Raw genomic sequence first — 20,815 nt, forward strand, 5'->3', positions numbered from 1 at the left:
TGGCTACTGTGCATGGGGTTGTTTTCGAGATTTTGTTCGGCGAGGGGTTGAGCCCGGCCTGCAAGCCGATCTCGCGGCCGCGCTTACCCCTTCGGTCCGCGCAACTGCGCCGTCAGCCTGTCCATCGCCTCCGCCGCATCGCGCCACTGTGACAGCCAGCTGCGCGGAAAGCGGAAGGTGAGGTCGGCGCCGCCGACGCGGCGCTCGGACAGGCACATGCCGGGCGTTGACGCATCGCGGGTGCAGCGCGCGGTCAGCGCGGGGCTTGCAGCCGAATAAAAATCTTCGCTGCCGTAGGGCGTGTCAGCCCGGAACATCCGCATCGTCAGGCCGTCCGCGGGCATCGCTGCTGCCTGGTCGAGATAGCGCGGATAGATCGTCGCAGTTCGCTGCTCGGGCGAGAGCGCATCGTGGTGGGCTGTGATCGACAGGAAGATGCGGTCGATCGATTGCACCGCCGCTTCCACCGTGTCGGCGGTGACGTGCTTTGGCGTGCCGGGCGGCTCCAGAGAGGGATAGAGGAAGTCGAGGTCGATACGCTCCTGCGGTCCGGAGTGCCGCTGGATCTTCATGCGGATCGCCGTCACCGGCAGGTTGAACAGCGTGCCGCCGACGCTCACCGGCAGCTTGTCCGGGGCGTTCGCGCCGCGAGTGCCCCAGGTCGGCCACAACAGATAGGCGACGAGCGCGACCGCGCACACCGCAGCAATGCCGCCGAGCACGATCGGGACGGCATGCGCCCAGGTGCGCGTGCGGGGGGACCTATGGGGAACTGCCGAAAACACCGTCATGAGCTTGCGCGAGGTCGAGCCGGAAGTCGGCCGGTGGCCGACGAATCAGCGGCGAATATGCCATGCGGCGCCGATTTCGCGCAGCGTTCCCGGCTGCGGGGGGCGGGGACGGCCCTGCGTGGACGGGACGGCGGCGTTAACCTTCCCTTAAGGATAATGTAGCGTTAACCGGCACCATTTGTCACAGGAATGCTCGGCGTTGCGTAAGGGCGGACCGTTCCGATGACACCTGAAGCTTTCAACACCTTCTTCTCGATCTGCATTGGTTTCGCGCTCGCGGGCGCGCTCGTGAACGGATACCAGGCGCTGGCGCGGCGGCCCGCCGGCTTCGGCCTGCTGCAGGACGGCGTGGCGCCGAAGACCTTCGCTGCGGTGCCGTTCCTGGTGTTCGCCGCGCCCTTCATCATCATGCGCAACACGCTGCGCGGCATGCGCGTGGAAAGCCGCCGTGCCGAGTTCGTGATGATGGCGACCCTCATCGCCGGCTTCTGGAGCATGATGAGCGGCACCTTCTTCCTGATGACGTTGCGCGCGGCCGGCGTTCTGGGCTGACGCCCGCGCATTGAGCGCTGCCGGCGCGGGGCCTTTGCGTCGCGGCTGCCGTTTGGCTATGCCAGTGGTCAACGCGACAGGAGACCTCCATGGCGATCTACGAACTCGACGGGCAGGCGCCCGACCTTCCCGCCGACGGCAATTATTTCATCGCCGAGACCGCCACCGTGATTGGCCGCGTGCGCCTGAAGCCGGGTGCGAGCGTCTGGTTCGGCGCGGTGCTGCGCGGCGACAATGAATGGATCGAGATCGGCGAGGGCGCCAATGTCCAGGACGGCTCGACCTGCCACACCGATCTCGGCTTTCCGCTTCACATCGGCCGGAACTGCACGGTTGGCCACAATGTCATCCTTCATGGCTGCACCATCGAGGAGGGCGCGCTGATCGGCATGGGCTCGATCGTAATGAACGGGGCGAAGATCGGCCGCAACAGCATCGTCGGAGCCGGTTCCGTCATCACCGAGGGCAAGGAGTTTGCCGAACGTTCCCTGATCATCGGCTCACCGGCGCGCGTGATCCGCACGCTCGACGACGCCCAGGTGCAGCGAATGGGAAGCGCGGCCAGGTTCTACGTCGCCAATGGTCCGCGCTTCAAAAAGGGCTTGAAGCGGATCGGTTGAGAAAGTCTGCGCGGCCGGTCCGCCCAGTGGCACGGTTCCGTACCGTACAAATACAGGCCGGTACTTTAATCCTCCGCTAGCGCGATCACGCTTATTGTTGAGCGTTTTCAACCAGGAGGAGCGGCGCCATGGATGCGACGGCGCTGGGATCCGGCTTCGGTGCCGGAACCAATCTATTGAAGAAGTTCGTAAGACTCGCGCGCGGCGCCGACACGCTGACGGTCGCCGAGAAGGTCTACAGCATTGCCGCCTTCCTTGCGATTGTCACCACCTTCCTCCTCGTGATGTCGGTCCAGTCCGTACGCTTGCAGACGACGTATCGCCACATGCATGTCACCGCCGCCGAGGCGGCGATCGGCGTCGGGCGCATCAATGCGCTGATCTATGCCATCGTGATGGAATCACGCGGCATCTACATGTCGGCCGATCGTCGTGCGATGAAGCCGTTCGCGGACGGGCTGGTGCGGCGCAACCACGAGCTCGCCGAGGCCGTGAAGAGCATGGAGAAGAACGTCGGCAACGACGACGCCGAGCTGTTCGCGAGCTTCCGCCAGCGCATCATGCAATTCATCGACTTCCGTCAGGAACTGGTGCGGCGCGGGATCGAGATCAGCCCGGCCGCGGGGCGCGAATGGGGCGACAACGACGCCAACCGCACCGTGCGCAGCAAGCTCAACAGCGATATCGAGGCGCTCGAGCGCATCTACCAGCAGCGCGCCCGCGAGGCGGACGAGCTTGCCAATGAGAACCGCTATGCGGCTGCCTATCTGTTCGCACTCGGACTCGCCGCCTTGATGCTGGCGGCGCTCAACGTCGTCGTCATGCGCAGTTCGGTCGTCGGCGCCCTGGCCGATATCACGCAGGCGACCGACCGGATCGCGCAGGGCGACGTCAAGAGCGAGGTGCCGCATCTCGGCCGTCACGACGAGATCGGACGTCTTGCGCGCGCCGTGCAGAACTTCCGCGACGCCGTCGCGCGCATCTTCGAGCTCGAGGAGCTCGAGCTCGGCACCGCCCAGGCGCGCGACGCCGCGAGGACCGAGCGCGACCAATTCAACGACAAGTACCAGGCCAAGAAGTGGCAGCTCTCGGCCGCTATCAACAGCATGCCGCAGGGACTGATCATGCTCGACGGCAAGGCGGTCGTGGTCGCGATGAACTCGAACTACCGGCAGATCTACAATCTGCCCGAGACGATCCAGGCTGGATCGACCCTCGAGGATATCCTCCAGCACCGGGTCAAGAGCGGGCTGTTCAGCGGCGACGTCGCGAAATATGTCGCGGCCGTTCTCGACCGGATCGCCAGGCGCGAGCCGGCGGCCTACGAGATCGCCTTGAACGACGGCCGCATCATCAAGATCTACGAGCGTCCGATGGACGGCGGCGGCTGGGTTTCCGTGCAGGAGGACGTCACCGAACAGCGTCAGCGCGAGCGCATTCTCGAGCGGATGGAGCGCTTCCTCGCCACCATCATCGAGAACGTGGCCGAGGGCATCATCGCCAAGGATGCGCGCAATCTGCGCTACGTCTTCGTCAACAAGGCGGCCGAGAAGATGATCGGCATGTCGCGCGGCGAGATCATCGGCAAGACCGCGCGGGAATTGTTCTCCCCGGAGGCGGCCGAGCTGATCGAGCGGCGCGACAAGCAGCTGCTCGCGCAGAAGCAGCAGCTCGCGCCGATCATCGACACCATCGACAATCCCGCGCGCGGGCGTCGCGTGATCTCCGCACGGCGGGTTCAGATCGGCGGCGCCAGCGAAGAGTCCCACATGTTCGTGACCATGGTCGAGGACCGGACCGAGAATAGGGTGGCGGCCGCATAGCGATCGGTGCGCGATCCGGAGCGGGACGTCAGCTTCCCTCGGATTCGCGCGCTTCGGTCGCGCCTGCGACCTTCTCGTGGCCGGCGGCCCACAGCGCATGCTCGTCGCTGCCGCCGAGATAGGGATTGGCCTCGGCCGGAATGTTGTCGCGCGCGGCGCGTTCGCCTTCTGCAAAAGGATCGCGATCGGTCATCCTGATTGAGCCTCCTCGCTTTCAAGCTGATGTGACGGCATTTGTTCCGGAACCTGCCTTCGCCGCGGCGGTTGACCGGCAAAGGAGAATTCTCATGGCTGCATCGCCTGCAACCGTCTCGATCAAGACCATGATGGTGATCTTCGCCCTCGCAGCGATGCCGGCCGCCGCGTTCGCGCAGGCGAGCGGCGGTTCGGCCGGATCGACCGGAGGCGCCGCGGGATCGACTGGAGGCTCCGTTGGATCGAGCGGTGGCGTCGCCAACTCGCCGGCTCCACCGCCCGGCACCAACAGCCTGGGTACGGCTCAGTCATCCGGCCCGGGCTCCGGCGGTACGACTGGCAGCGGCACAGGCGGCGGCGCCGATGCCGCCGTCAATGCCGAGAATCGGATGCTCGACAAGAAGCTCAAGAGCATCTGTCGCGGCTGCTGATCCTCGCGCGGAAGTGAGACAGCGTGGCTGTCCCGAATGCCCAAGTGACGTTAGCTTGATCCCGCTTTGAAGCGTGGAGCGTGTCCACGCGGAGGATCGAGTGATGTTACGCAGGATGATGATGGCGGCGCTGGCCGTCGCGGCAGTCGGGCTGTCGGCGCCGCAGGTGGCCCACGCCGGGGGTTTCGGACATGGCGGGGGACATGGCGGCTGGGGTCATGGCGGTGGTGGCTGGGGCCATGGCGGCCATTGGCATGGCGGCGGCTTCTGGCCAGGTGTCGCGATCGGGGCGGGCATCGCCGGCGCCGGCTACTATGGCGGTTATTACGGCTACGGCTCCCCCTATTACGGCGGTCCCACCTATTATAGTACCGGCTACGACGACTACAACGATGGCTATGGCGGCTGCTACGTCGCGCGCAAGCGCGTCATGACGCCGGCGGGCTGGCGTATCCGCCGCGTGGACGTCTGCGAATAGCGTCCCACAAAAAACAAGGCCGTTGACGCAGTATACCGTCAACGACCTTGCCAGCCCCGGACATTGAAATCGGCTCACGCCATCCGGTAAGGGCGACCATCGCGCGGAATCATACGGCCGAATGTGATCCAGTTCACAAGTGGCGAAAATAAAGTTCCACGGGGCGTGGTGGGAGTTAGCCGCGCGAGCGCTTTCGCGCACTGGCGTGGACACGGTGCCGCGCCGGTTTCCTGCGGGTAACCGAGGGCGTTTCAACCTCGGTCGCCCGTGCGCTGGCAAACGACTGCCGCAAGCTGTCGATGGACTCGTTCAGCGATGCGACCTGTTCGGACAGGCGCTTGGTGTCGGCCTGCTGCGCCGCCATCAGCCGCTTCATCGTCTGGAGTTGGTCCTGCACGACCTGGAGCTGGTCAATCGATTCCTGCTGGGTCGCCTCCAGCCCCTTGGTCTTCTCGACCAGCTGCTCGGAGGCCTGGGCCGTACGGGCCTGAAGCTGCCGCGATGCCACCACCCGGTCAGCTTCAGGTGCGGCGCCGGTATAGGCCCGCCAGATCGCGATCGAGGTTACCCCCGCGATCAGGAGCAGCAGCGCAGCGGCGGTCAGCGCGATGGGCTGGGCGCCAAGGCGAAGCAGGGGGTTCGACGGTGTGTCCTGGGCGAGATCGATCATCGCTGACAAAACCCAAATTGAAACTTGGTGAGTGGCGAAGACCGGCAACCAGAGGTCGCCGGGGCGTCCCGAAAGTGTTACGTTTCCGCAAGGAATGGGACCAAAAAGAGGCTAAGGGCCAAAAAACCAGGAATCAGCGGGCCTTGCGGCCTCCAAGGCTCCGCCCTGGCGCGGGAATCAAGGTTGAAACGGCGCAAACGGCCCGGAATAGGTCTTCGCGCGCGGGGCCGCGTAAGGCCCGAGCCGGGAGGTCTTCAGGCCCAGCCGCACCAGTGATTCCGCCAGCGTCACCGCAGCAGCGACGCCGTCGATCACGGGCAGGCCATGGGTGGTGGCGAGCTCCGCGGCGAGATCGGCCATGCCGGCGCAGCCGAGCACGATGGCTTCCGCCCGGTCGTCGCGGATCGCGGCCGTGATCTCCGTGGAGATCTTTGCGAGCGCGTCCGTGTTGCGCTCCTCGAGCGCGAGCACCGGGACCTCGGCGGCGCGGACGCGGGTGCAGCGTTCGGCGAGGCCGTACTTCTTGAGATTATGCTCGATCGGGACGATGGAGACACCGAGCGTGGTCACCACGGCAAAGCGCGCGGCGACCAGGCTCGCCATGTGGAAGCCGGCCTCTCCAATGCCGATCACTGGCGCCTTCGCGATGGCGCGGGCGGCATCCAAGCCGGTGTCGTCGAAGCAGGCGATGATGTGGGCCTCCGCACCATCGCGGTCGGCCTCGCGGATGCAGCCGAGCATGCCGGGCACGGCGAAGGCTTCGTCGTAAAATCCCTCGATCGAGACCGGGCCCATTGTCGGCTGCCGCGCGTCGATCACCGTGCCGGGCAGGGCGACGCTGCGCGCTGCAGCGGCGATCTTCGCCGTCATCGTAGCAGTGGTGTTGGGATTGACGATGTGCAGTCGCATTTCGATCAGACGAGTCCCTTCGCAGACAAGTCCCTTCTCAGGCAAGGCCTTTGCCGGCGTCCGAACCCTTGGCCGCCTGCTGCTTGTTGAGCATGTGGATGGTGCCGAGCGCAAGCGTGATCACCGTGAACGAGACAGCCGAGATCACTGTGCCGAGCGCATAGATGTCGGGATTCGTCACCGTGGTGGTCAGGCCCTGCAGATCGAGCGGCAGCGTATTCACCGCCCCGATCGCCTGGCTGGAGCGGGCGAGTTCGTCCCAGGATAGCGTGAAGCCGAACAGGCCGATGCCAATCACGGAAGGCAGGATGATCGGCAGCACGACATGGCGGAACGTCTGCCACGGCGTCGCCCCGAGATCGCGCGCGGCTTCCTCGAGGCGGGGATCGAAGCGGTTGAAGATCGCGAACATGATCAGAAGGCCGAACGGCAACGTCCAGGTCAGGTGTGCGCCGAGACCCGATGTGAGCAGGCCCATCGAGGTCTCGAAATTCTCGTTCCAATGCGCCTTGATCAGATCGTCGATGATGCGAAATTCAAGGGAGATGCCGAGCGAGGTGATGATCGAAGGCACGATCAGGCTGGCGATCGCCGAATAGAACAGAATGCTCTGCGCCCTGAACTTCCTGCGGAAGGCCATGCCGGCGGCGACCGACAGCACGACGGTGACGATCATCACGATGATGCCGAGCAATAGCGAGCGGCGGAAGGCCGCGCCGAGATCGACGATGCCGGTGCCCTGGAACAATTTTGCGATCCAGAAGGTCGACACGCCATTCATCGGGAAGGTGAGGCCGCCCTGCGGCCCCTGGAACGACAGCACGTAGATCGCGATCATCGGGCCGTAGAGGAACAGCACATAGGCCGCGAAGAAGATCGCGAGGATGTAGAAAGAGCGCGGGCGTCCTTCCTTCATGCTCAGAGCTCCTTCTTGATGTCCACGATGCGCGACATCATGGTGATGATCAGGAAGGTGATCGCGAGCAGGATCACGGCGTTGGCCGCGGCGGCCGGGAATTGCAGCGCGTTGACCCGCGTCTCGATGATCTTGCCGGCAGCGGCGATCTGCTGGCCGCCCATCACGCCGATGGTGATGAAGTCGCCCATCACGATGGTGATGACGAAGATCGAGCCGATGACGATGCCCGGCTTTGCCAGCGGGATGATGACGTTGACCAGCGTCTGGAAGCCGGTCGCGCCGGCATCATAGGCGGCCTCGATCAGCGACTTGTCGATGCGGATCATCGAATTGAAGATCGGCACCACCATGAAGAAGGTGAAGAGGTGCACCAGCGCCAGCACCACCGAGAATTCGGAGAACAGCAGCCATTCCAGCGGGTGGTTGATCAGGCCGGTCTTGACGAGGCCCGAATTGACGAGGCCGTTGCGCCCGAGCAGCGGGATCCAGGCGATCATGCGGATCACGTTGGAGGTCCAGAACGGGATCGTGCAGAGCAGCGACAATCCCATCTGCCAGGTCTTGGACTTGACGTGGAAGGCGAGGAAATAGGCGACCCAGAAGCCGATGAACAGCGTGATCGCCCAGACCAGGAAGCAGAGCTTCAGCGTCTTCACATAAGTCTTGCCGATCGTGCAGAGATCGGGCAGCTGCGCGATGCAGCCTTCGAACGTGTCGGTGTAACCGCGGCCGGAGAACGCCGGCAGCAACTGGTATTCGTTGTAGTCCCAGAACGAGACGATGACGACGAAGACCAGCGGAATGAGAAAGAAGGCGAGAAACACCAGCATCATCGGCCCGGCCTGGAGCCAGGAGATGAAGGACGGCGACAACCGCGCGGCCTTTGCGGCGCGCGCGGTGTCGGGTCCCCGGGCGAGGTCCGGGGATGCCTGTTGCAGGATGTCCTCTGACGTGTCCATCAAATCACGCTGCGATGAACTCGTTCCACTTGCGGACCATGTAGTCGTTCTCGTCCATCACCGCGTTCCAGCAGGCGACGCCGCCCATGCGGTCCTCATAGGAGCCGCCGTCACGCACGGCGCCCGCCTTTTCGAGCAGCGAGCCGTCGGGTGCCTTGATGTCCTTCTCGGCCGGCTTGCCTTCCATCCAGTACGCCCACTCGTAGGGCTCCATATGCGCCTTCGCGGTGGAGAGCACGGCGGAGTAGTAGCCCTGGCGATTGAGATAGGCGCCGGCATAGCCTGACAGAAACCAGTTCACGAACTCATAGGCCCATTCGAGCTTCGCGCCCGAGACGCCCTTGGAGACGCAGAAGCCCGAGGCCCAGGAGCGATAGCCTTCCTTCAGCGGCTGGAAGGTGCAGGCAATGCCCATCGAGCGGACCTTGGTGACTGCCGGCGACCACATCGACTGGATCACGGTTTCCCCTGATGCCATCAGGTTGACGCTCTCGTTGAAGTCTTTCCAGAACGCGCGGAACTGGCCCGCCTTCTTGGCCTCGGTCATCACCTTCATGGTGAGATCGATCTCTTCCTTGGTCATGTTGCCCTTGTCGGCATATTTGTACTTGCCGGTGGCTTCCACGACCATCGCGGCGTCCATGATGCCGATCGAGGGGATGTTGAGGATCGAGGCCTTGCCCTTGAATTCGGGGTTGAGCAGCTCGGACCAGGAGCTGATCGGACGCTTGATCAGATCGGGGCGGATGCCCAGCGTGTCGGCGTTGTAGACCGTTGGAATCAGCGTGACGAATTCAGTCGCCGACGTCGCGAACTTCTTGGAGTCCTTGCCTTCGAGATAGAGGACCTTCCAGGGCGCGGTGCCCTGGCCGCCGATCTTCTTGCCACCGGGCGTCTCGCCCTTGGTGAAGACAGGCGTGATGTTGTCGAACTGTTTGATCTTCCTGGCGTCGAGCGCAAGGATGTTGCCCGACGGCACGATCTTCTTCAGCGAGAAATATTCGGTGTCCAGCACGTCGAAGGAGTTCGGCTGGGTCATCACGCGCTTGGTGACGTCGTCGGTGGTCGCGGTGATGTATTCGATCTTGATGCCGGTGTCTTTCAGGCACTGCTTGGAGATGTCGTCGCCCTCGTTCACGGCGGTGCCGAGATAGCGCAGCACCTTGGTCTCGGCCGACTTCACATAGGGAAAGCCGGTGATGGCGCCGGAGCCGGCGGCAAGGCCGGCCAGACTGGCGGTGCCCTTGAGCAGCGTGCGGCGGCTGACGCCCTTTGTCCTGGTGGTCTCGCTCATGTCAGTCACTCCTCTGTTGCGCATTCCAGTGATCGATCGGCGCTATTGCAGGCGTTGCGCCTTGGCGGGATCCCAGGTGGCCAGCACGCGATCGCCCGGACGGAACGGGTGGACGTCGAAAGTGGCTTCGGGAACGTGGGAGAACAGGGCGGTGCCGTCGTCGAGCGTGAGCGAGACGGCGATGTAGGAGCCCTGGTACTCGGTCTGGATCAGCCGCGCCGGCGCGCCGAACGCACCGTCGATGAACGGCGCGATGCCGAGCTGATCGGCCCGCACGGCGATCAGATTGCCGGCGTCGCTGAGCACGTTGTGGCCGCCGATGAAGCGCGCCACGAATTCGGTGCGGGGATGGTGGAAGATGTCGCGCGCGGTGCCCTGCTGCTCGATCCGGCCGTGGTTCATCACCACGATGTGGTCGGCGAGCGCCATCGCCTCTTCCTGGCCGTGGGTGACCTGGATGAAGCTGATGCCGAGCTCGCGCTGCAGCCGCTTCAATTCACCGCGCATCTTCACCCGCAGGAACGGATCGAGCGCGGAGAGGGGCTCGTCGAGCAGGAGGATCTGCGGCTCGGTGATCAGCGCGCGGGCGAGTGCGACTCGCTGCTGCTGGCCGCCGGAGAGCTGTGCCGGGAGACGGCCCGCATATTGGCTCATCGCGACCAGCTCGAGCAGTTCGCCGGCGCGCTTGTGACGCGTCGGCTTGTCGACGCCGCGCATCTTCAGGGCGAAGGCGACGTTGTCGATCACGCTGAGATGCGGAAACAGCGCGTAGGACTGGAACATCATCGCGGTGCCGCGTTCGGCCGGCGGCAGGTCGGTGACGTTCTGCGCGCCGAGGATGATGTCGCCCCCGCTGACCGCCTCGTGGCCCGCGATCATCCGCAGGGTCGAGGTCTTGCCGCAGCCGGACGGGCCGAGCAGGCAGCAATAGGTGCCGGCCGGGATCTTCAAATTGACGGTGTCGACCGCCAGCGTCGTGTCGTAGCGCTTGGTGACGGCGACCAGTTCGAGAGCGGCGGGAGTGGCCATGGCGTGTCCGGGGAGGGGCGGTGCTTCCGGCCTCTCTCCGCAAGGTCCGTGCCAACCAGCTTCGGTCCGCCGATTTCTCAAAACTGTGCAGCGGAGTCAGATCGTTAGATCGAATCCGGTGCATCCGGGCTGCCCGCCGCCTGCACGGTCATTTGCACACAAAATAGGCGAAGATTGTATAAAGTTTCGCCTGTGATTGGATACAGGTCGTCGACTAACATTCGAAAGCGAACGTCGTCGACCGAGCCCTCAAGCCCAACTCTCGAACCAATGGCCGCCAAGACCCGCCCCAAATCCGACGCGCCAGACGCGAGCGATCGCGTCAGCCGCATCCGGGAGGGCGTGACCGCCGCGATCCTCGAGCATCGCCTGCTGCCGGGCACGAAGCTCGGCGAGGACGAGATTGGCGAGATCTACGGCGCGAGCCGCACCCTGGTCCGCACCGCGCTGCAGCAACTTGCACATGAGGGCATCGTCAACATCGAGAAGAACCGCGGCGCGTTCGTCGCGCGCCCCACGCCCGCCGATGCCCGCGAGGTGTTCGAGGCGCGGCGCCTGATCGAGCCCACCATCGTCGATCATGCCATCGACGCGATGTCGCCGGCCTGGCTCGATCGTCTCCAGCAACATCTCACCGAGGAGCGCGAGGCCGAGCTGCGCGGCGACGCGCGCGCCTCGGTTCGGCTTTCCGGTGAGTTTCACAAGCTCGTCGCCGAGATGAGCGGCCACAGCATCTATATCGGCTTCCTCAAGGAGATGATCGCGCGCTCCTCGCTCATCATCCTGCTGTACCGCCGCCACGACACGCCCGCCTGCGGCACCGATCATCACGCCGGCATCGTCGCCGCGATCCGCAATCGCGACAAGCAGGCTGCGCGCGCGCAGATGCTCTCGCATCTGACCGAGATCGAGGACGAGCTGTTCCTCAAGGACCCCGCCGCCGACGAGCTGCGGCTCGCGGACGTGCTGGGCGTCTGATCCGCATCGATCGCAAGCGCCGGGAATCGCCGCCGAGAGCTGCGATCCCGCGTCAGTGGCTGAGTTCGCGTTCTGCGGCGAGCTGCCCGTCGGGGGTGATCTCGTAGTCGCCGCCTCGCTTTGTCATCCATCCTGACCTGACCATCTCCCGTGCAAGCTGCACCGAGCAGATGGGATGGTTACCTCCCGGGTAATACAGCCTGTCATTTCGGACGAGCAAGTGACCGTACAGTTGGGCATGACGTAATGCCCTGCGCATCCCGGGTGATGGATCTTTCATGCCGGTTCAAGCGCGAGCGCGACGAAGGTTCCTAATCAGCGCCGGGACTTTCGATGGCGTTTGCGCTGCGCAGGGTGGGCAGGAACCCACATTCTGCCGCATCGTTGTTCTTTTCGAAGGAGCAGCGTCATGAACGTACGGGACGAGTACACGCGATCGCTCTGGATGGATGTTTCGGTCGCGGATGCCCCCGCGCTGTCGCGCACCGTGGCCGTGGACGTCGTTATCATCGGCTCTGGAATAGCCGGGCTGTCCGTGGCTTATGAACTGGCCTGCCATGGACGCTCCGTCGCGGTGCTCGATCGCGGCGGCATTGGTAGCGGGATGACGGCGCGCACCACGGCGCATCTGGCGACGGCGCTCGACGATGGCTACGGCGAATTGGTCAGGGTCCGCGGCCCAGATTGTGCGCGGCACTATTATCAGAGCGTCGAAGCCGCAATCGCCCGCGCCGAGGCCATTCAGCGCGATGAGCACATCGATTGTGATTTTCGGCGTGTCGACGGCTACTGGGTGCAGGCGCCCGAAACGCCTGCATCCGAGCTGGATACAGAATTGGATTGCTGTCGCAAGCTCGGGATTCCCGTCGAAAATTGCGCCGAGCCGACCGTATTCCATTCTGGAGGTCTCGTGCGCTCGTTGCGCTTTGCCCGCCAGGCGCGCCTGCACCCGACCAGATATCTTGCCGGACTGGCCGGCGCACTTCAGCGCCGCGGGGCGCAGCTCTACGCCGACACCTGCGTTGAAAGCATCCGTCAAGCGCGTGGCGACATGATCGTGACGACCGGCTCGGGCTACGAGGTCCGCGCCGCCGACGTGGTCGTCGCGACGAACTCGCCGGTCAATGTGCAGGTCGCGATCCATACCAAGCAGGCGCCTTACCGCACTTATGCGCTCGCCGCCAAAATCCCGGCCGGCGCGCTCAAGGATGCGCTGTATTGGGACACGCTCGATCCCTATCACTATGTCAGGCTTCAGCCGCTCTCTGCGGAGGAGGATCTCGTCATCATCGGCGGCGAAGATCACAAATCCGGTGAAGCGGACGACGGCGCACAGCGCCTTGCCGCGCTCGAGCGCTGGGCGCGCGAGCGATTGCCGGCGCTGCGCGGGGTCACTCACCGATGGTCAGGTCAGGTGCTGGAGCCGAGCGATTTCGTCGGCTTCATTGGCCGCAGCCCCGGCGAGGAGCATCTCTTCATCGTCAGTGGTGACTCCGGACAGGGCATCACGAACGGGCTGGTGGCGGGCATGCTGATTGCAGATCTCGTCATGACCGGGGCGAGCCCGTGGGAGGAAGTCTACGCCCCGGCACGCAAGATTCAGAAAAACATCGGCGAGTTCATCAGCGAGAACATCACGCCGCTGAAGAATTTCGCGGAGTATCTGACGGCGAGCGAGATCGCGGGCGTCGAACGTCTGCGCCCCGGGGAGGGGCGCCTCGTCCGGAGCGGCCTGAAGAAGATCGCGGCGTGCCGGGACCGGAACGGACATTTGCATCTGCATTCGGCAAGCTGCACCCATCTCGGCTGCGTCGTGCACTGGAATGCGCTCGAGCAATGTTGGGATTGCCCGTGTCACGGTTCGCAATTCGCCCCGGATGGCACCGCGCTCAACGGCCCTGCGGTGTCTCCGCTCGGCGACATCGACAAACCCGCCAATCTTGAAGCCGCAGAGTGAGGCGTGCAGTCCTTGCGGACGCGCTGGGCGCGTTCCCTGATTTCGCACAACGGCGATATCTGTTTGATTCAAATTGGAGCCGATCTCGGCGACCTCTCATCAATGTAGATGGCAGGACTGCATATTTGCCGCTGTGGTGGCCAGTTGACGGAGGCCAGACGTCGGCGTCAACTGGCGCCGAGACGTTGCGTGCCTGCCATCACCCCTCGCGTAGCCCTGCACCTAGCGGAGGCCGGCCATGTCGGGTTTGAGGATGCCGGCCAGAGTGTCCGGAATCGCCACGCTGCTTGCGGCCGTTGTAACGATCCTCGGCAGCGCCTCCTCGGCAAAGGCCCAGCAGGACTCCGTCGTCCTGTTTCGCAACGTCCGGATATTCGACGGCAAGAGCGCCGCGCTGTCAGCCGCGTCCAACGTCCTCGTCAGAAATGGGAAGATCGAGAAGATTTCGACCGCGGACATCGCGGCCGCCGGTCAGGTGGTCGACGGCGGCGGCCGTGTCCTGATGCCGGGACTGATCGATGCGCATTGGCACGCGATGCTGGTGCGCCCGACGCCGATGGCCGTGCTCGCGGGCGATGTCGGCTACAACAACCTGCTCGCCGCCAGCGAGGCGACGGCCACGCTGATGCGCGGCTTCACCACCGTGCGCGACATGGGCGGGCCGAGCTTCGGCCTCAAGCAGGCCATCGACGAGGACCTGGTCGCCGGCCCGCGCATCTATCCCTCCGGCGCCATGATCACCATCACCAGCGGGCACGGCGACTTCCGCCAGCTCTCCGATCTGCCGCGAACGATCGGCGGCATGCTGAGCCGCATGGAGCGGATCGGCGGCAGCATGGTGGCCGACAGTCCGGATGAGGTGCGTGTGCGTGCGCGCGAGCAGCTCATGCAGGGGGCCTCGCAGGTCAAGCTCACCGCAGGCGGCGGCGTTGCATCGCCCTTCAGTCCGCTCGACGTCTCCACCTTCACCGAGCCCGAGCTGCGCGCGGCGGTCGAAGCCGCCGACAATTGGGGCACCTATGTTGCTACGCACGCCTATACGCCGGTCGCGATCCAGCGCTCGGTCGCAGCCGGCGTCAGATGCATCGAGCATGGTCATCTCATGGACGAGGCGAGCGCCAAGCTGATTGCGGAGAAGGGGATCTGGTTGAGCACGCAACCGTTCCTGGATATCTCCGGTGCCGCCGCGCTCGGCCCCGCCGAGCAGGACAAGATGAAACAGGTGGTTGCCGGAACCGACCGCGTCTATGCGCTCGCGAAGAAGTACGGCATCAAGACCGCGTGGGGCACCGACGTCCTGTTCTCGCAGGCGCTGGCGGATCGACAGGGCGCCATGCTGGCCGCACTCACGCGCTGGTACACATCGGCCGAAGCGTTGGCGATGGCGACGTCGGCCAATGCCGAATTGCTGAGCCTGTCGGGTCCGCGAAATCCCTATCCGGGCAAGCTCGGCGTGGTCGAGGAGGGCGCGTTCGCCGATCTCCTTCTGGTCGACGGCAATCCGCTCGACAACATCAAGCTCGTCGAAGATCCCGCGAAGAATTTTGTGGTGATCATGAAGGGCGGCAAGGTCTACAAGAACATCCTCGCACGCTGACAAGCGCGCGCGTCGATCACATCTTGCGCGCCTGCCAGACATGAGGTGGCGGGATCGCTCCTAGGGGCGATCCTCCGCTACCGGCCTGTTGCGCTGCGAACCGGCCGCGATCTCCGGAACCGCGGCAGGCCGCCCAGGGCTTGTCACAATTGCAGGCCTGTCATCGGGGGCATGGCTTCTCAGCGTCTCCAGAACCAGAAAGAATTTCTCGGCTAGCATGGGTCAAACTCGCTGGCGCGTTCATTTCGGTTTCGAGAGCAGCGAATTTCGCTCGTCGAATCGATCATTTGCTGCGCTCAGGGCAGTTTAGCTCGTATTGGCACGCCGGATTGTGACAAGCGTTGCCGGATTCCTGCGTCTGCGTCGTGTCGATGATCACGCACTGCTGCATAACGTGACTATTCCTCGCGGGCCGCTCCCGCTATATGCTGTCGCTCTGTCATTGAACTGTCATGTCACCGTAAATGCTGAAATCAGACGCAACCCCGGCTCGCAAAACCCCGAGTGCGCCGGACGGGAATCCTGTCCCGAAGGACAACAACAGGACGCAAGTCGTCGCCGGCTTCCTCAGGCAGATTGAACCGGCCGAGCCCGGCGCGGAACCTGCGATCGTCGAGGGCGCTGTGAGTGATCAGACGCCATCGCAAGATGCCCCGCCTGCTCCGGAACCAACTCGGTCGAGCCTTGCCGCGCACCCCGGCGAGATCGAGCTCAAGCTGCTCGTCGATGCCGATCGCATGGCGCATTTCAACGCCGCGCCGGTCATTGCGGCGAATGCGCGCAACAAGGGCTCGCGAAAACACCTCAAATCCGTCTACTATGATACGCCCGATCGGATGCTTCGGCGCAACGGCCTGAGCCTGCGCGTTCGCCAGAGCGGCGCGCGCTTCGTGCAGACCGTGAAGACCGACGTGGCGGACGATCCGCTGCGCCGCGGCGAGTGGGAGGCGAGCGTGGCCTCGCTTGCGCCCGATCTCGCTCTGGCGATGCCGTTCATTCCAGAGAAGCTTCGCAGCCATCTCGAAGCGCAGCCGCTCGAAGCTATCTTCACCGCTGATGTCCATCGCCACGCGCGGATGATCGACCTGCCGTCCGGCACGGTCGAGATCGCCTTCGACCATGGCGTGCTCACGGCGAGTGATCGATCGCTGCCGGTAAGCGAGATCGAGCTGGAGCTCAAGAGCGGCAGCGCGAGCACGATCTACGAGGTCGCGTTGCGGCTTGCGGAGCACGGCGCGGTGAAGCCGTCCATCCGCAGCAAGTCGGCGCGCGGCTTCGACCTTGCCGCGGGCGTGCCGCCCTCGGCACGACGCCCGCGAAAACTTCGTCTCGATCCGTCGGTGACGCTCGACGAAGCCTTCGCGACGATCCTGCGCTCGTGCTTCCTTCATCTGCTTCAGTCGCTGCCGGCGGCCGAGGACGGGCGCAATCCGGAAGGCGTGCATCAGCTGCGTGTCTCGCTGCGCCGGATTCGATCGGCGCTCGACCTGATGCGCTCGGTCGGCGCGCTGAGCAATCTCGACGCATTGAGGTCGGAAGCGCGCTGGCTGGCGCAAGACCTGTCCGCCGCACGCGACTGGGATGTGTTCCAGCTCGAGACCCTGCCGACGATCGCGAAGGCTTGCCCTTCAATCGCCGGCTTCGATGCGCTCGGCCGGGCTGCGGCCGAGCGCCAGTCCGAGGCCTATCGCAAGGCGCATCAGGCGCTCGACGATCGCCGCTGCGCCATGTTCCTGATCGGCCTCGGCAACTGGATCGAGACACGGGGCTGGCGCAACCACGTCGCCGCCGAAGATTTCGGCCGGCTCGCCGAGCCCGCCGTCAACTTCGCCCAGCGCATTCTGTCGGAGCAATACGCCAAGGTGCTCAAGCGCGGCCGCCGCTTCAAGTCGCTCACGATGGACGAGCTGCACCGGGTGCGGCTCGCGACCAAACGGCTGCGTTATCTCAGCGAGTTCCTGCTGCCGCTGTTTGCGGATCGCAAGTCCGCGAGGAAATTTGCCCGCAGGCTGGCCGGTTTGCAGGAGGAGCTCGGCGCCTACAACGACATGGCGGTCACGGCTTCGCTGCTCGACGGGCTCGGAGCCGATCCCGACAGCGCCATCGCCGGCGCCGCGATCGCCGGCTGGCAGGCGCGTGCATCGATCGGCATCAAGCCGGCCTTGCAAGGCACCTGGCGCGATTTCACCGCCGCGCGCGTGCCTTGGTCCTCACAGGACTGATCACGCATCCCCCAAAAAGTTGCGGCCAGCCATTGGGGGATGGCTGGCCGCGCGCGAACCGGTCTGGGACGGGGAGGGGTGGGGATGTGACCGGGTCGCGTAACTCCTTGTCTCGTTCTTAATCTCTGGCGCTGGCGGTGGAGACCGCCGGCTTGGTATCGCCCAGCGAGACCCAGACGTTGGGATCGCTCTGCGACTGGCGCTTGACGAAGCGGTAGCCGGTTTCCGTCCAGGCAACGACGTTCTCGTTCTGATTGTCGAGAACGAACTCGCCCTTGTCGGTCTTCACCGTCAGCACCGCGTGTCCTTCGCCCTTCTTGTCGCGCACGACGGTGATCAGCAGAGCCTGGCGCGGCCATCCGGCATCGATCAGCATCTTGCGCTTCAACAACACGTAGTCTTCGCAGTCGCCGTAACCGTCGGTCGGCAGCGACCATTTCTCGATCACGCCCCAGTGCTCCTGGTCGGTCAAAGGCTTGACGGTCTCGTTGACCCAGCGATTGACCTTGACGAGGTCACGCCATGCGGCCTGCGACATCACGATGTCGCGCGGCTGTGCCGGCGTGCCCTGGCACTGGGCGGTATTGTCCGCACAGAACTCGACCCAGCCGATCGGCGCACGCGTGGTGTCACCGAGGCTTGCGTAAAGCAGACGGCTCTCGCCGGCCTGCGCTGCCGCGCTGATCCCGAAGAGCATGGCAGCCAGCGCCAGCCCTTTCCCCTGTCCCTTGAAGTCAAACATTGCGGCCCCCGTTTCTTGTTGGGACCACATTTCGCACGGAGCTTTTGAGTTGCCGCTAAGTCAACCAAGTCAAGTCGAGACGAATACAAGTAAAAGGCGCGGCGAATTCGATCTATACTTGAATCGAATTCTCATAAAATTTGAAACAACCGCAATTGATTCAAATTTTATCGATTAACGCGGAAACGCTGGCGGGGACGGCCGTTTCCACTCCAAACGGGCCGCGCGTTAACCGGCGCGAGGTCGGCCATCACGCATGAAAAAGGCGGCGTCCGCATTGCGGAGGCCGCCTTCGGGGCTGAAAATACAGGGGTTTTGGCGTCCTTGCGCTTTACCGCGCGGTAACGCTCTCTTCGAGTGTCTCGATCGGCTGCGCGTGGACGAACTCCAGCGCGAAGCCGTCTTCGAGGTTTCGGACCACGCGGCCCTGGACCCGGCCGAGCATGACCGTCGATTTCAGCGGCGGCCGGTTCTCCGCGGCAATGGCGGCACCGGACAAGGAAAGGTCGATGATGCGGCAGGTCATCTTCGTGCCGTCCTCGAGCGTCAGCACCGCGATCGGGTTGCGCGGCACGATACGGTCGTGGCGGCGGTCCTCCGGCAGATTGAGGATGTCGCGGTTGGCAAGCCAGGTCAGCTGCGCGGCGAGCTTGTCGCGCTTTCGGGGTGTCGCCCCGATCGTCATGGCGAAGCCATTGTCGATGATGCGGGTGATCTTGCCCTCGACGCGGCCGATATGGTCGAGATAGGCGACGACGCGGTCGCCGACATTGCCGATGCCGGGGGCGAGCAGCGCCAGGCCGCCCGGCGACATGTTGATCACCTGGCAGGGGAATTCGCGGCGGTCCGGCAGCATGTAGCGGCCGAGCAGGTGCACCTTCACCCGCTGGAAACGCCGACGCTCTTCGGCGGCAGGAAGAAATTTTTTGTTCGCCAACGCCATTTTCAACACCCGACCCCCCGCCCGGGCGGAGTCCGGGACGACCCTAAGGTGCATAGGGTTAATGCCGCGTTAGGATCGGGCGCGGCGGAAACGGACAGACACAATGCGTTCGGAAAGCCACACCCGGAGGGGTGCTCACGCCGGCCTCGTCGCCCGCCGCTGCAGCAGGAGCAGCAGCGCCAGCAGCACCGCGGCGGACAGCCCGAGCGACCAGTGAATGCCGATCGCCGCGCCAAACAGCCCGACGGTGATGCCGCTGAACGCCCGCATCCCGAGCCCCGCCATATTATAAAGACCGACGACGCGGCCGCGAATGTCGTGCGGGGCATTCACCTGCACCAGGGCCTGCGCCATGGTGTTGAACGACAGCTCGAAGAAGCCGGCGAAGAACAGCAGCACGATCGCAACCGGATAGATGCGCACTGTGGCGAAGCCGAGCAGCGCCGCGCTCCAGAGCATCGCGAGCATAATCGCGGTGCGCGGCGTGCCCTTGAGCCGTCCCCAGGATTCCAGCGCGATAGCGGCGAGCACCGCGCCGGCCGCATCCGCCGCGAGCAGCACGCTGTAGGAGACGCCGGGATCGCCATGACCGAGATCGCCGGCAAAGCCCGGCATCTGGGCGTGGTAGGCATTGCCGATCATGAAGGAGGTGAGGCCGGCAAGCCAGGTCATCGCCGTCAGGGTTGGCTGGGTGCCGATGGCGCGGATGGTCAGCACGATGTCGGCAAGGCCGCGCACGGCAAAGCGCCGCACCGCCACGCTGTTGTCGCGCACAGGCGCCCAGAACAGCCAGAGCAGCATCGGCAGATAGAACAGCGTGTTGAAGATGATGCCGTGCGAGGTGCCGAGCGTCAGCATGATGATTCCGCCGACGGCAGGCCCGACCAGGATGCCGAGATAGCGCGCCATCGCGTTCAGCCGCACCGCGCTCGGCAGGTCGGCGGGGCCGACGAGGTCGTAGAGCAGCAGCTGGTTCGGCGTCTGCCACAGCACGCCGGCGCAGCCGTGGATCACCAGCAGCAGCATCGCGTGCCACATCTGGATCGTGTCGGTGATGAAGAAGAAACCCCATCCGCTCGATGCCACGATGAACAGCAGCATGCCGCACTGGATGATGCGGCGCGGATCGAACCGGTCGGCAAGCCCGCCGACGGCGACCGAGAACAGCAGGAACGGCAACCAGTGCGACAGCACGGCAAAACCCGCCAGCGCCGGCGAATGGAATTTCTGGAACACGACCCAATAGCTGATCACATGCTCGATATTGTCAGCCATCATCGCCAGCACATAGGCGGTGAACTGCAGCCGGTACGGCACCGACTTCATCGCCGCGAACGAGCCGGACGCAGCCACGGGATTTTGGGGGAGGGGGTTCAAGGGGGCACCTGGGTGGGATTCAATTCGTCCCTACACGCTCGCAGGTATGCGCTCAAGACTTGGACGCTCACGAAGATCAGCCATGCACTGTCGCAGCACACTCAATCATCATCCCTGCGCAACCGCGAAGCGGTTGTCGCCGGAGGTGCGCGCTCTTGCGCGCCTCGAAGGATGAGCCGCAAGCTCCCGGAGCCATCCTTCGAGGCTCCCCGCGGGGCGCTACGCGCCGCACGTCTCGCACCTCAGGATGACGGCTGAGCTGGTAGCAGCCCCGTAGCCCGCATGAGCGCAGCGATTTCCGGGGCCGCTGATCCCGCATGTCGCTTCCG

Annotated in this window: 20 protein-coding genes; 9 read left to right on the plus strand and 11 right to left on the minus strand. The window is 64.6% G+C overall.

All coding sequences use genetic code 11. The features are described 5' to 3' along the window. Positions 1–83: 83 nt before the first annotated feature. The gene (locus tag GDN70_RS15650; RefSeq protein WP_028141156.1) at positions 84–791 is read right to left on the minus strand and encodes a hypothetical protein; all 708 of its coding nucleotides are present in this window, start codon (positions 789–791) and stop codon (positions 84–86) included. 222 nt (positions 792–1,013) lie between these two features. Here GDN70_RS15650 and GDN70_RS15655 point away from each other — a divergent pair, with 222 nt between their 5' ends. The 3 genes from GDN70_RS15655 (at position 1,014) to GDN70_RS15665 (ending at position 3,786) form a co-directional block, all read left to right on the plus strand. Continuing rightward, positions 1,014–1,343, plus strand: a complete 330-nt coding sequence (locus tag GDN70_RS15655) for a hypothetical protein (RefSeq protein WP_028141155.1) — start codon at positions 1,014–1,016, stop codon at positions 1,341–1,343. A gap of 89 nt (positions 1,344–1,432) precedes the next feature. Beyond that, positions 1,433–1,963 carry a gamma carbonic anhydrase family protein gene (locus GDN70_RS15660; protein WP_038972407.1) on the plus strand — a complete coding sequence of 177 codons (531 nt, stop codon included), beginning with the start codon at positions 1,433–1,435 and terminating at the stop codon, positions 1,961–1,963. Between the two features lie 128 nt (positions 1,964–2,091). Then, positions 2,092–3,786: a PAS-domain containing protein gene (locus GDN70_RS15665; protein ID WP_081494357.1), complete on the plus strand. Its 1,695-nt coding sequence runs from the start codon at positions 2,092–2,094 to the stop codon at positions 3,784–3,786. Positions 3,787–3,814: 28 nt separating this feature from the next. On the opposite strand, the gene GDN70_RS34955 is transcribed toward GDN70_RS15665, so the two are convergent. Beyond that, a complete protein-coding gene (locus GDN70_RS34955; protein ID WP_162832279.1) occupies positions 3,815–3,979 on the minus strand; it encodes a hypothetical protein in 165 nt (54 codons plus the stop codon). A 94-nt stretch (positions 3,980–4,073) separates the two neighbouring features. Between GDN70_RS34955 and GDN70_RS15670 the strand changes: the two genes are divergently transcribed. Next, the gene (locus GDN70_RS15670) at positions 4,074–4,412 is read left to right on the plus strand and encodes a hypothetical protein (protein ID WP_038949915.1); all 339 of its coding nucleotides are present in this window, start codon (positions 4,074–4,076) and stop codon (positions 4,410–4,412) included. Positions 4,413–4,515: 103 nt separating this feature from the next. After that, positions 4,516–4,890: a hypothetical protein gene (locus GDN70_RS15675; protein ID WP_038949914.1), complete on the plus strand. Its 375-nt coding sequence runs from the start codon at positions 4,516–4,518 to the stop codon at positions 4,888–4,890. Positions 4,891–5,065: 175 nt separating this feature from the next. On the opposite strand, the gene GDN70_RS15680 is transcribed toward GDN70_RS15675, so the two are convergent. From GDN70_RS15680 to GDN70_RS15705, 6 genes are all read right to left on the minus strand, one after another. Continuing rightward, positions 5,066–5,560, minus strand: coding sequence for a hypothetical protein (locus GDN70_RS15680; protein ID WP_038949912.1), 495 nt, complete (start codon positions 5,558–5,560; stop codon positions 5,066–5,068). Between the two features lie 177 nt (positions 5,561–5,737). After that, positions 5,738–6,469 carry an aspartate/glutamate racemase family protein gene (locus GDN70_RS15685; RefSeq protein ID WP_038972406.1) on the minus strand — a complete coding sequence of 244 codons (732 nt, stop codon included), beginning with the start codon at positions 6,467–6,469 and terminating at the stop codon, positions 5,738–5,740. Between the two features lie 37 nt (positions 6,470–6,506). Continuing rightward, a complete protein-coding gene (locus GDN70_RS15690; RefSeq protein WP_038972405.1) occupies positions 6,507–7,385 on the minus strand; it encodes an ABC transporter permease in 879 nt (292 codons plus the stop codon). 2 nt (positions 7,386–7,387) lie between these two features. Next, entirely contained in the window at positions 7,388–8,347 is a 960-nt protein-coding gene (locus GDN70_RS15695) for an ABC transporter permease (RefSeq protein WP_038949909.1), read from the minus strand. Between the two features lie 4 nt (positions 8,348–8,351). Further along, the gene (locus GDN70_RS15700; protein ID WP_026202682.1) at positions 8,352–9,641 is read right to left on the minus strand and encodes a PotD/PotF family extracellular solute-binding protein; all 1,290 of its coding nucleotides are present in this window, start codon (positions 9,639–9,641) and stop codon (positions 8,352–8,354) included. A gap of 42 nt (positions 9,642–9,683) precedes the next feature. Next, on the minus strand, positions 9,684–10,670 hold the full coding sequence (locus GDN70_RS15705; RefSeq protein ID WP_028141146.1) for an ABC transporter ATP-binding protein: 987 nt from the start codon (positions 10,668–10,670) through the stop codon (positions 9,684–9,686). Between the two features lie 270 nt (positions 10,671–10,940). Between GDN70_RS15705 and GDN70_RS15710 the strand changes: the two genes are divergently transcribed. The 4 genes from GDN70_RS15710 to GDN70_RS15730 all read left to right on the plus strand — a co-directional run bounded on the left by GDN70_RS15710 (position 10,941) and on the right by GDN70_RS15730 (position 17,424). Further along, positions 10,941–11,648, plus strand: coding sequence for a GntR family transcriptional regulator (locus tag GDN70_RS15710; protein ID WP_028141145.1), 708 nt, complete (start codon positions 10,941–10,943; stop codon positions 11,646–11,648). Between the two features lie 409 nt (positions 11,649–12,057). After that, positions 12,058–13,605 (plus strand): FAD-dependent oxidoreductase, encoded by a 1,548-nt coding sequence (locus GDN70_RS15720; protein ID WP_028141144.1) that lies wholly within the window; start codon positions 12,058–12,060, stop codon positions 13,603–13,605. A gap of 238 nt (positions 13,606–13,843) precedes the next feature. Then, positions 13,844–15,202 carry an amidohydrolase family protein gene (locus GDN70_RS15725; RefSeq protein WP_371731587.1) on the plus strand — a complete coding sequence of 453 codons (1,359 nt, stop codon included), beginning with the start codon at positions 13,844–13,846 and terminating at the stop codon, positions 15,200–15,202. A 464-nt stretch (positions 15,203–15,666) separates the two neighbouring features. Continuing rightward, complete coding sequence (locus GDN70_RS15730) at positions 15,667–17,424, plus strand: CYTH and CHAD domain-containing protein (protein ID WP_152102749.1); 1,758 nt, start codon at positions 15,667–15,669, stop codon at positions 17,422–17,424. Between the two features lie 118 nt (positions 17,425–17,542). Here GDN70_RS15730 and GDN70_RS15735 read toward each other — a convergent pair whose 3' ends face one another. The 3 genes from GDN70_RS15735 to GDN70_RS15745 form a co-directional block, all read right to left on the minus strand. Next, complete coding sequence (locus tag GDN70_RS15735) at positions 17,543–18,166, minus strand: transglutaminase-like cysteine peptidase (RefSeq protein ID WP_028141141.1); 624 nt, start codon at positions 18,164–18,166, stop codon at positions 17,543–17,545. A 331-nt stretch (positions 18,167–18,497) separates the two neighbouring features. After that, positions 18,498–19,109 (minus strand): PilZ domain-containing protein, encoded by a 612-nt coding sequence (locus GDN70_RS15740; RefSeq protein WP_026202686.1) that lies wholly within the window; start codon positions 19,107–19,109, stop codon positions 18,498–18,500. Between the two features lie 135 nt (positions 19,110–19,244). Further along, a complete protein-coding gene (locus tag GDN70_RS15745) occupies positions 19,245–20,435 on the minus strand; it encodes an MFS transporter (RefSeq protein WP_173015946.1) in 1,191 nt (396 codons plus the stop codon). Between the last annotated feature and the right edge of the window lie 380 nt (positions 20,436–20,815).

It is taken from the genome of Bradyrhizobium sp. TM102 (genome assembly GCF_009176685.1).
Taxonomy (GTDB): Bacteria; Pseudomonadota; Alphaproteobacteria; order Rhizobiales; family Xanthobacteraceae; genus Bradyrhizobium; species Bradyrhizobium ottawaense.

Excerpts from the sequence above, each read along its gene's own strand:
- GDN70_RS15650 (WP_028141156.1), bottom strand. The coding sequence starts at position 791 with ATGACGGTGTTTTCGGCAGTTCCCCATAGGTCCCCCCGCACGCGCACC.
- GDN70_RS15655 (WP_028141155.1), top strand. The coding sequence starts at position 1,014 with ATGACACCTGAAGCTTTCAACACCTTCTTCTCGATCTGCATTGGTTTC.
- GDN70_RS15660 (WP_038972407.1), top strand. The coding sequence starts at position 1,433 with ATGGCGATCTACGAACTCGACGGGCAGGCGCCCGACCTTCCCGCCGAC.
- GDN70_RS15665 (WP_081494357.1), top strand. The coding sequence starts at position 2,092 with ATGGATGCGACGGCGCTGGGATCCGGCTTCGGTGCCGGAACCAATCTA.
- GDN70_RS34955 (WP_162832279.1), bottom strand. The coding sequence starts at position 3,979 with ATGACCGATCGCGATCCTTTTGCAGAAGGCGAACGCGCCGCGCGCGAC.
- GDN70_RS15670 (WP_038949915.1), top strand. The coding sequence starts at position 4,074 with ATGGCTGCATCGCCTGCAACCGTCTCGATCAAGACCATGATGGTGATC.
- GDN70_RS15675 (WP_038949914.1), top strand. The coding sequence starts at position 4,516 with ATGTTACGCAGGATGATGATGGCGGCGCTGGCCGTCGCGGCAGTCGGG.
- GDN70_RS15680 (WP_038949912.1), bottom strand. The coding sequence starts at position 5,560 with ATGATCGATCTCGCCCAGGACACACCGTCGAACCCCCTGCTTCGCCTT.
- GDN70_RS15685 (WP_038972406.1), bottom strand. The coding sequence starts at position 6,469 with ATGCGACTGCACATCGTCAATCCCAACACCACTGCTACGATGACGGCG.
- GDN70_RS15690 (WP_038972405.1), bottom strand. The coding sequence starts at position 7,385 with ATGAAGGAAGGACGCCCGCGCTCTTTCTACATCCTCGCGATCTTCTTC.
- GDN70_RS15695 (WP_038949909.1), bottom strand. The coding sequence starts at position 8,347 with ATGGACACGTCAGAGGACATCCTGCAACAGGCATCCCCGGACCTCGCC.
- GDN70_RS15700 (WP_026202682.1), bottom strand. The coding sequence starts at position 9,641 with ATGAGCGAGACCACCAGGACAAAGGGCGTCAGCCGCCGCACGCTGCTC.
- GDN70_RS15705 (WP_028141146.1), bottom strand. The coding sequence starts at position 10,670 with ATGGCCACTCCCGCCGCTCTCGAACTGGTCGCCGTCACCAAGCGCTAC.
- GDN70_RS15710 (WP_028141145.1), top strand. The coding sequence starts at position 10,941 with ATGGCCGCCAAGACCCGCCCCAAATCCGACGCGCCAGACGCGAGCGAT.
- GDN70_RS15720 (WP_028141144.1), top strand. The coding sequence starts at position 12,058 with ATGAACGTACGGGACGAGTACACGCGATCGCTCTGGATGGATGTTTCG.
- GDN70_RS15725 (WP_371731587.1), top strand. The coding sequence starts at position 13,844 with ATGTCGGGTTTGAGGATGCCGGCCAGAGTGTCCGGAATCGCCACGCTG.
- GDN70_RS15730 (WP_152102749.1), top strand. The coding sequence starts at position 15,667 with ATGCTGAAATCAGACGCAACCCCGGCTCGCAAAACCCCGAGTGCGCCG.
- GDN70_RS15735 (WP_028141141.1), bottom strand. The coding sequence starts at position 18,166 with ATGTTTGACTTCAAGGGACAGGGGAAAGGGCTGGCGCTGGCTGCCATG.
- GDN70_RS15740 (WP_026202686.1), bottom strand. The coding sequence starts at position 19,109 with ATGGCGTTGGCGAACAAAAAATTTCTTCCTGCCGCCGAAGAGCGTCGG.
- GDN70_RS15745 (WP_173015946.1), bottom strand. The coding sequence starts at position 20,435 with ATGAAGTCGGTGCCGTACCGGCTGCAGTTCACCGCCTATGTGCTGGCG.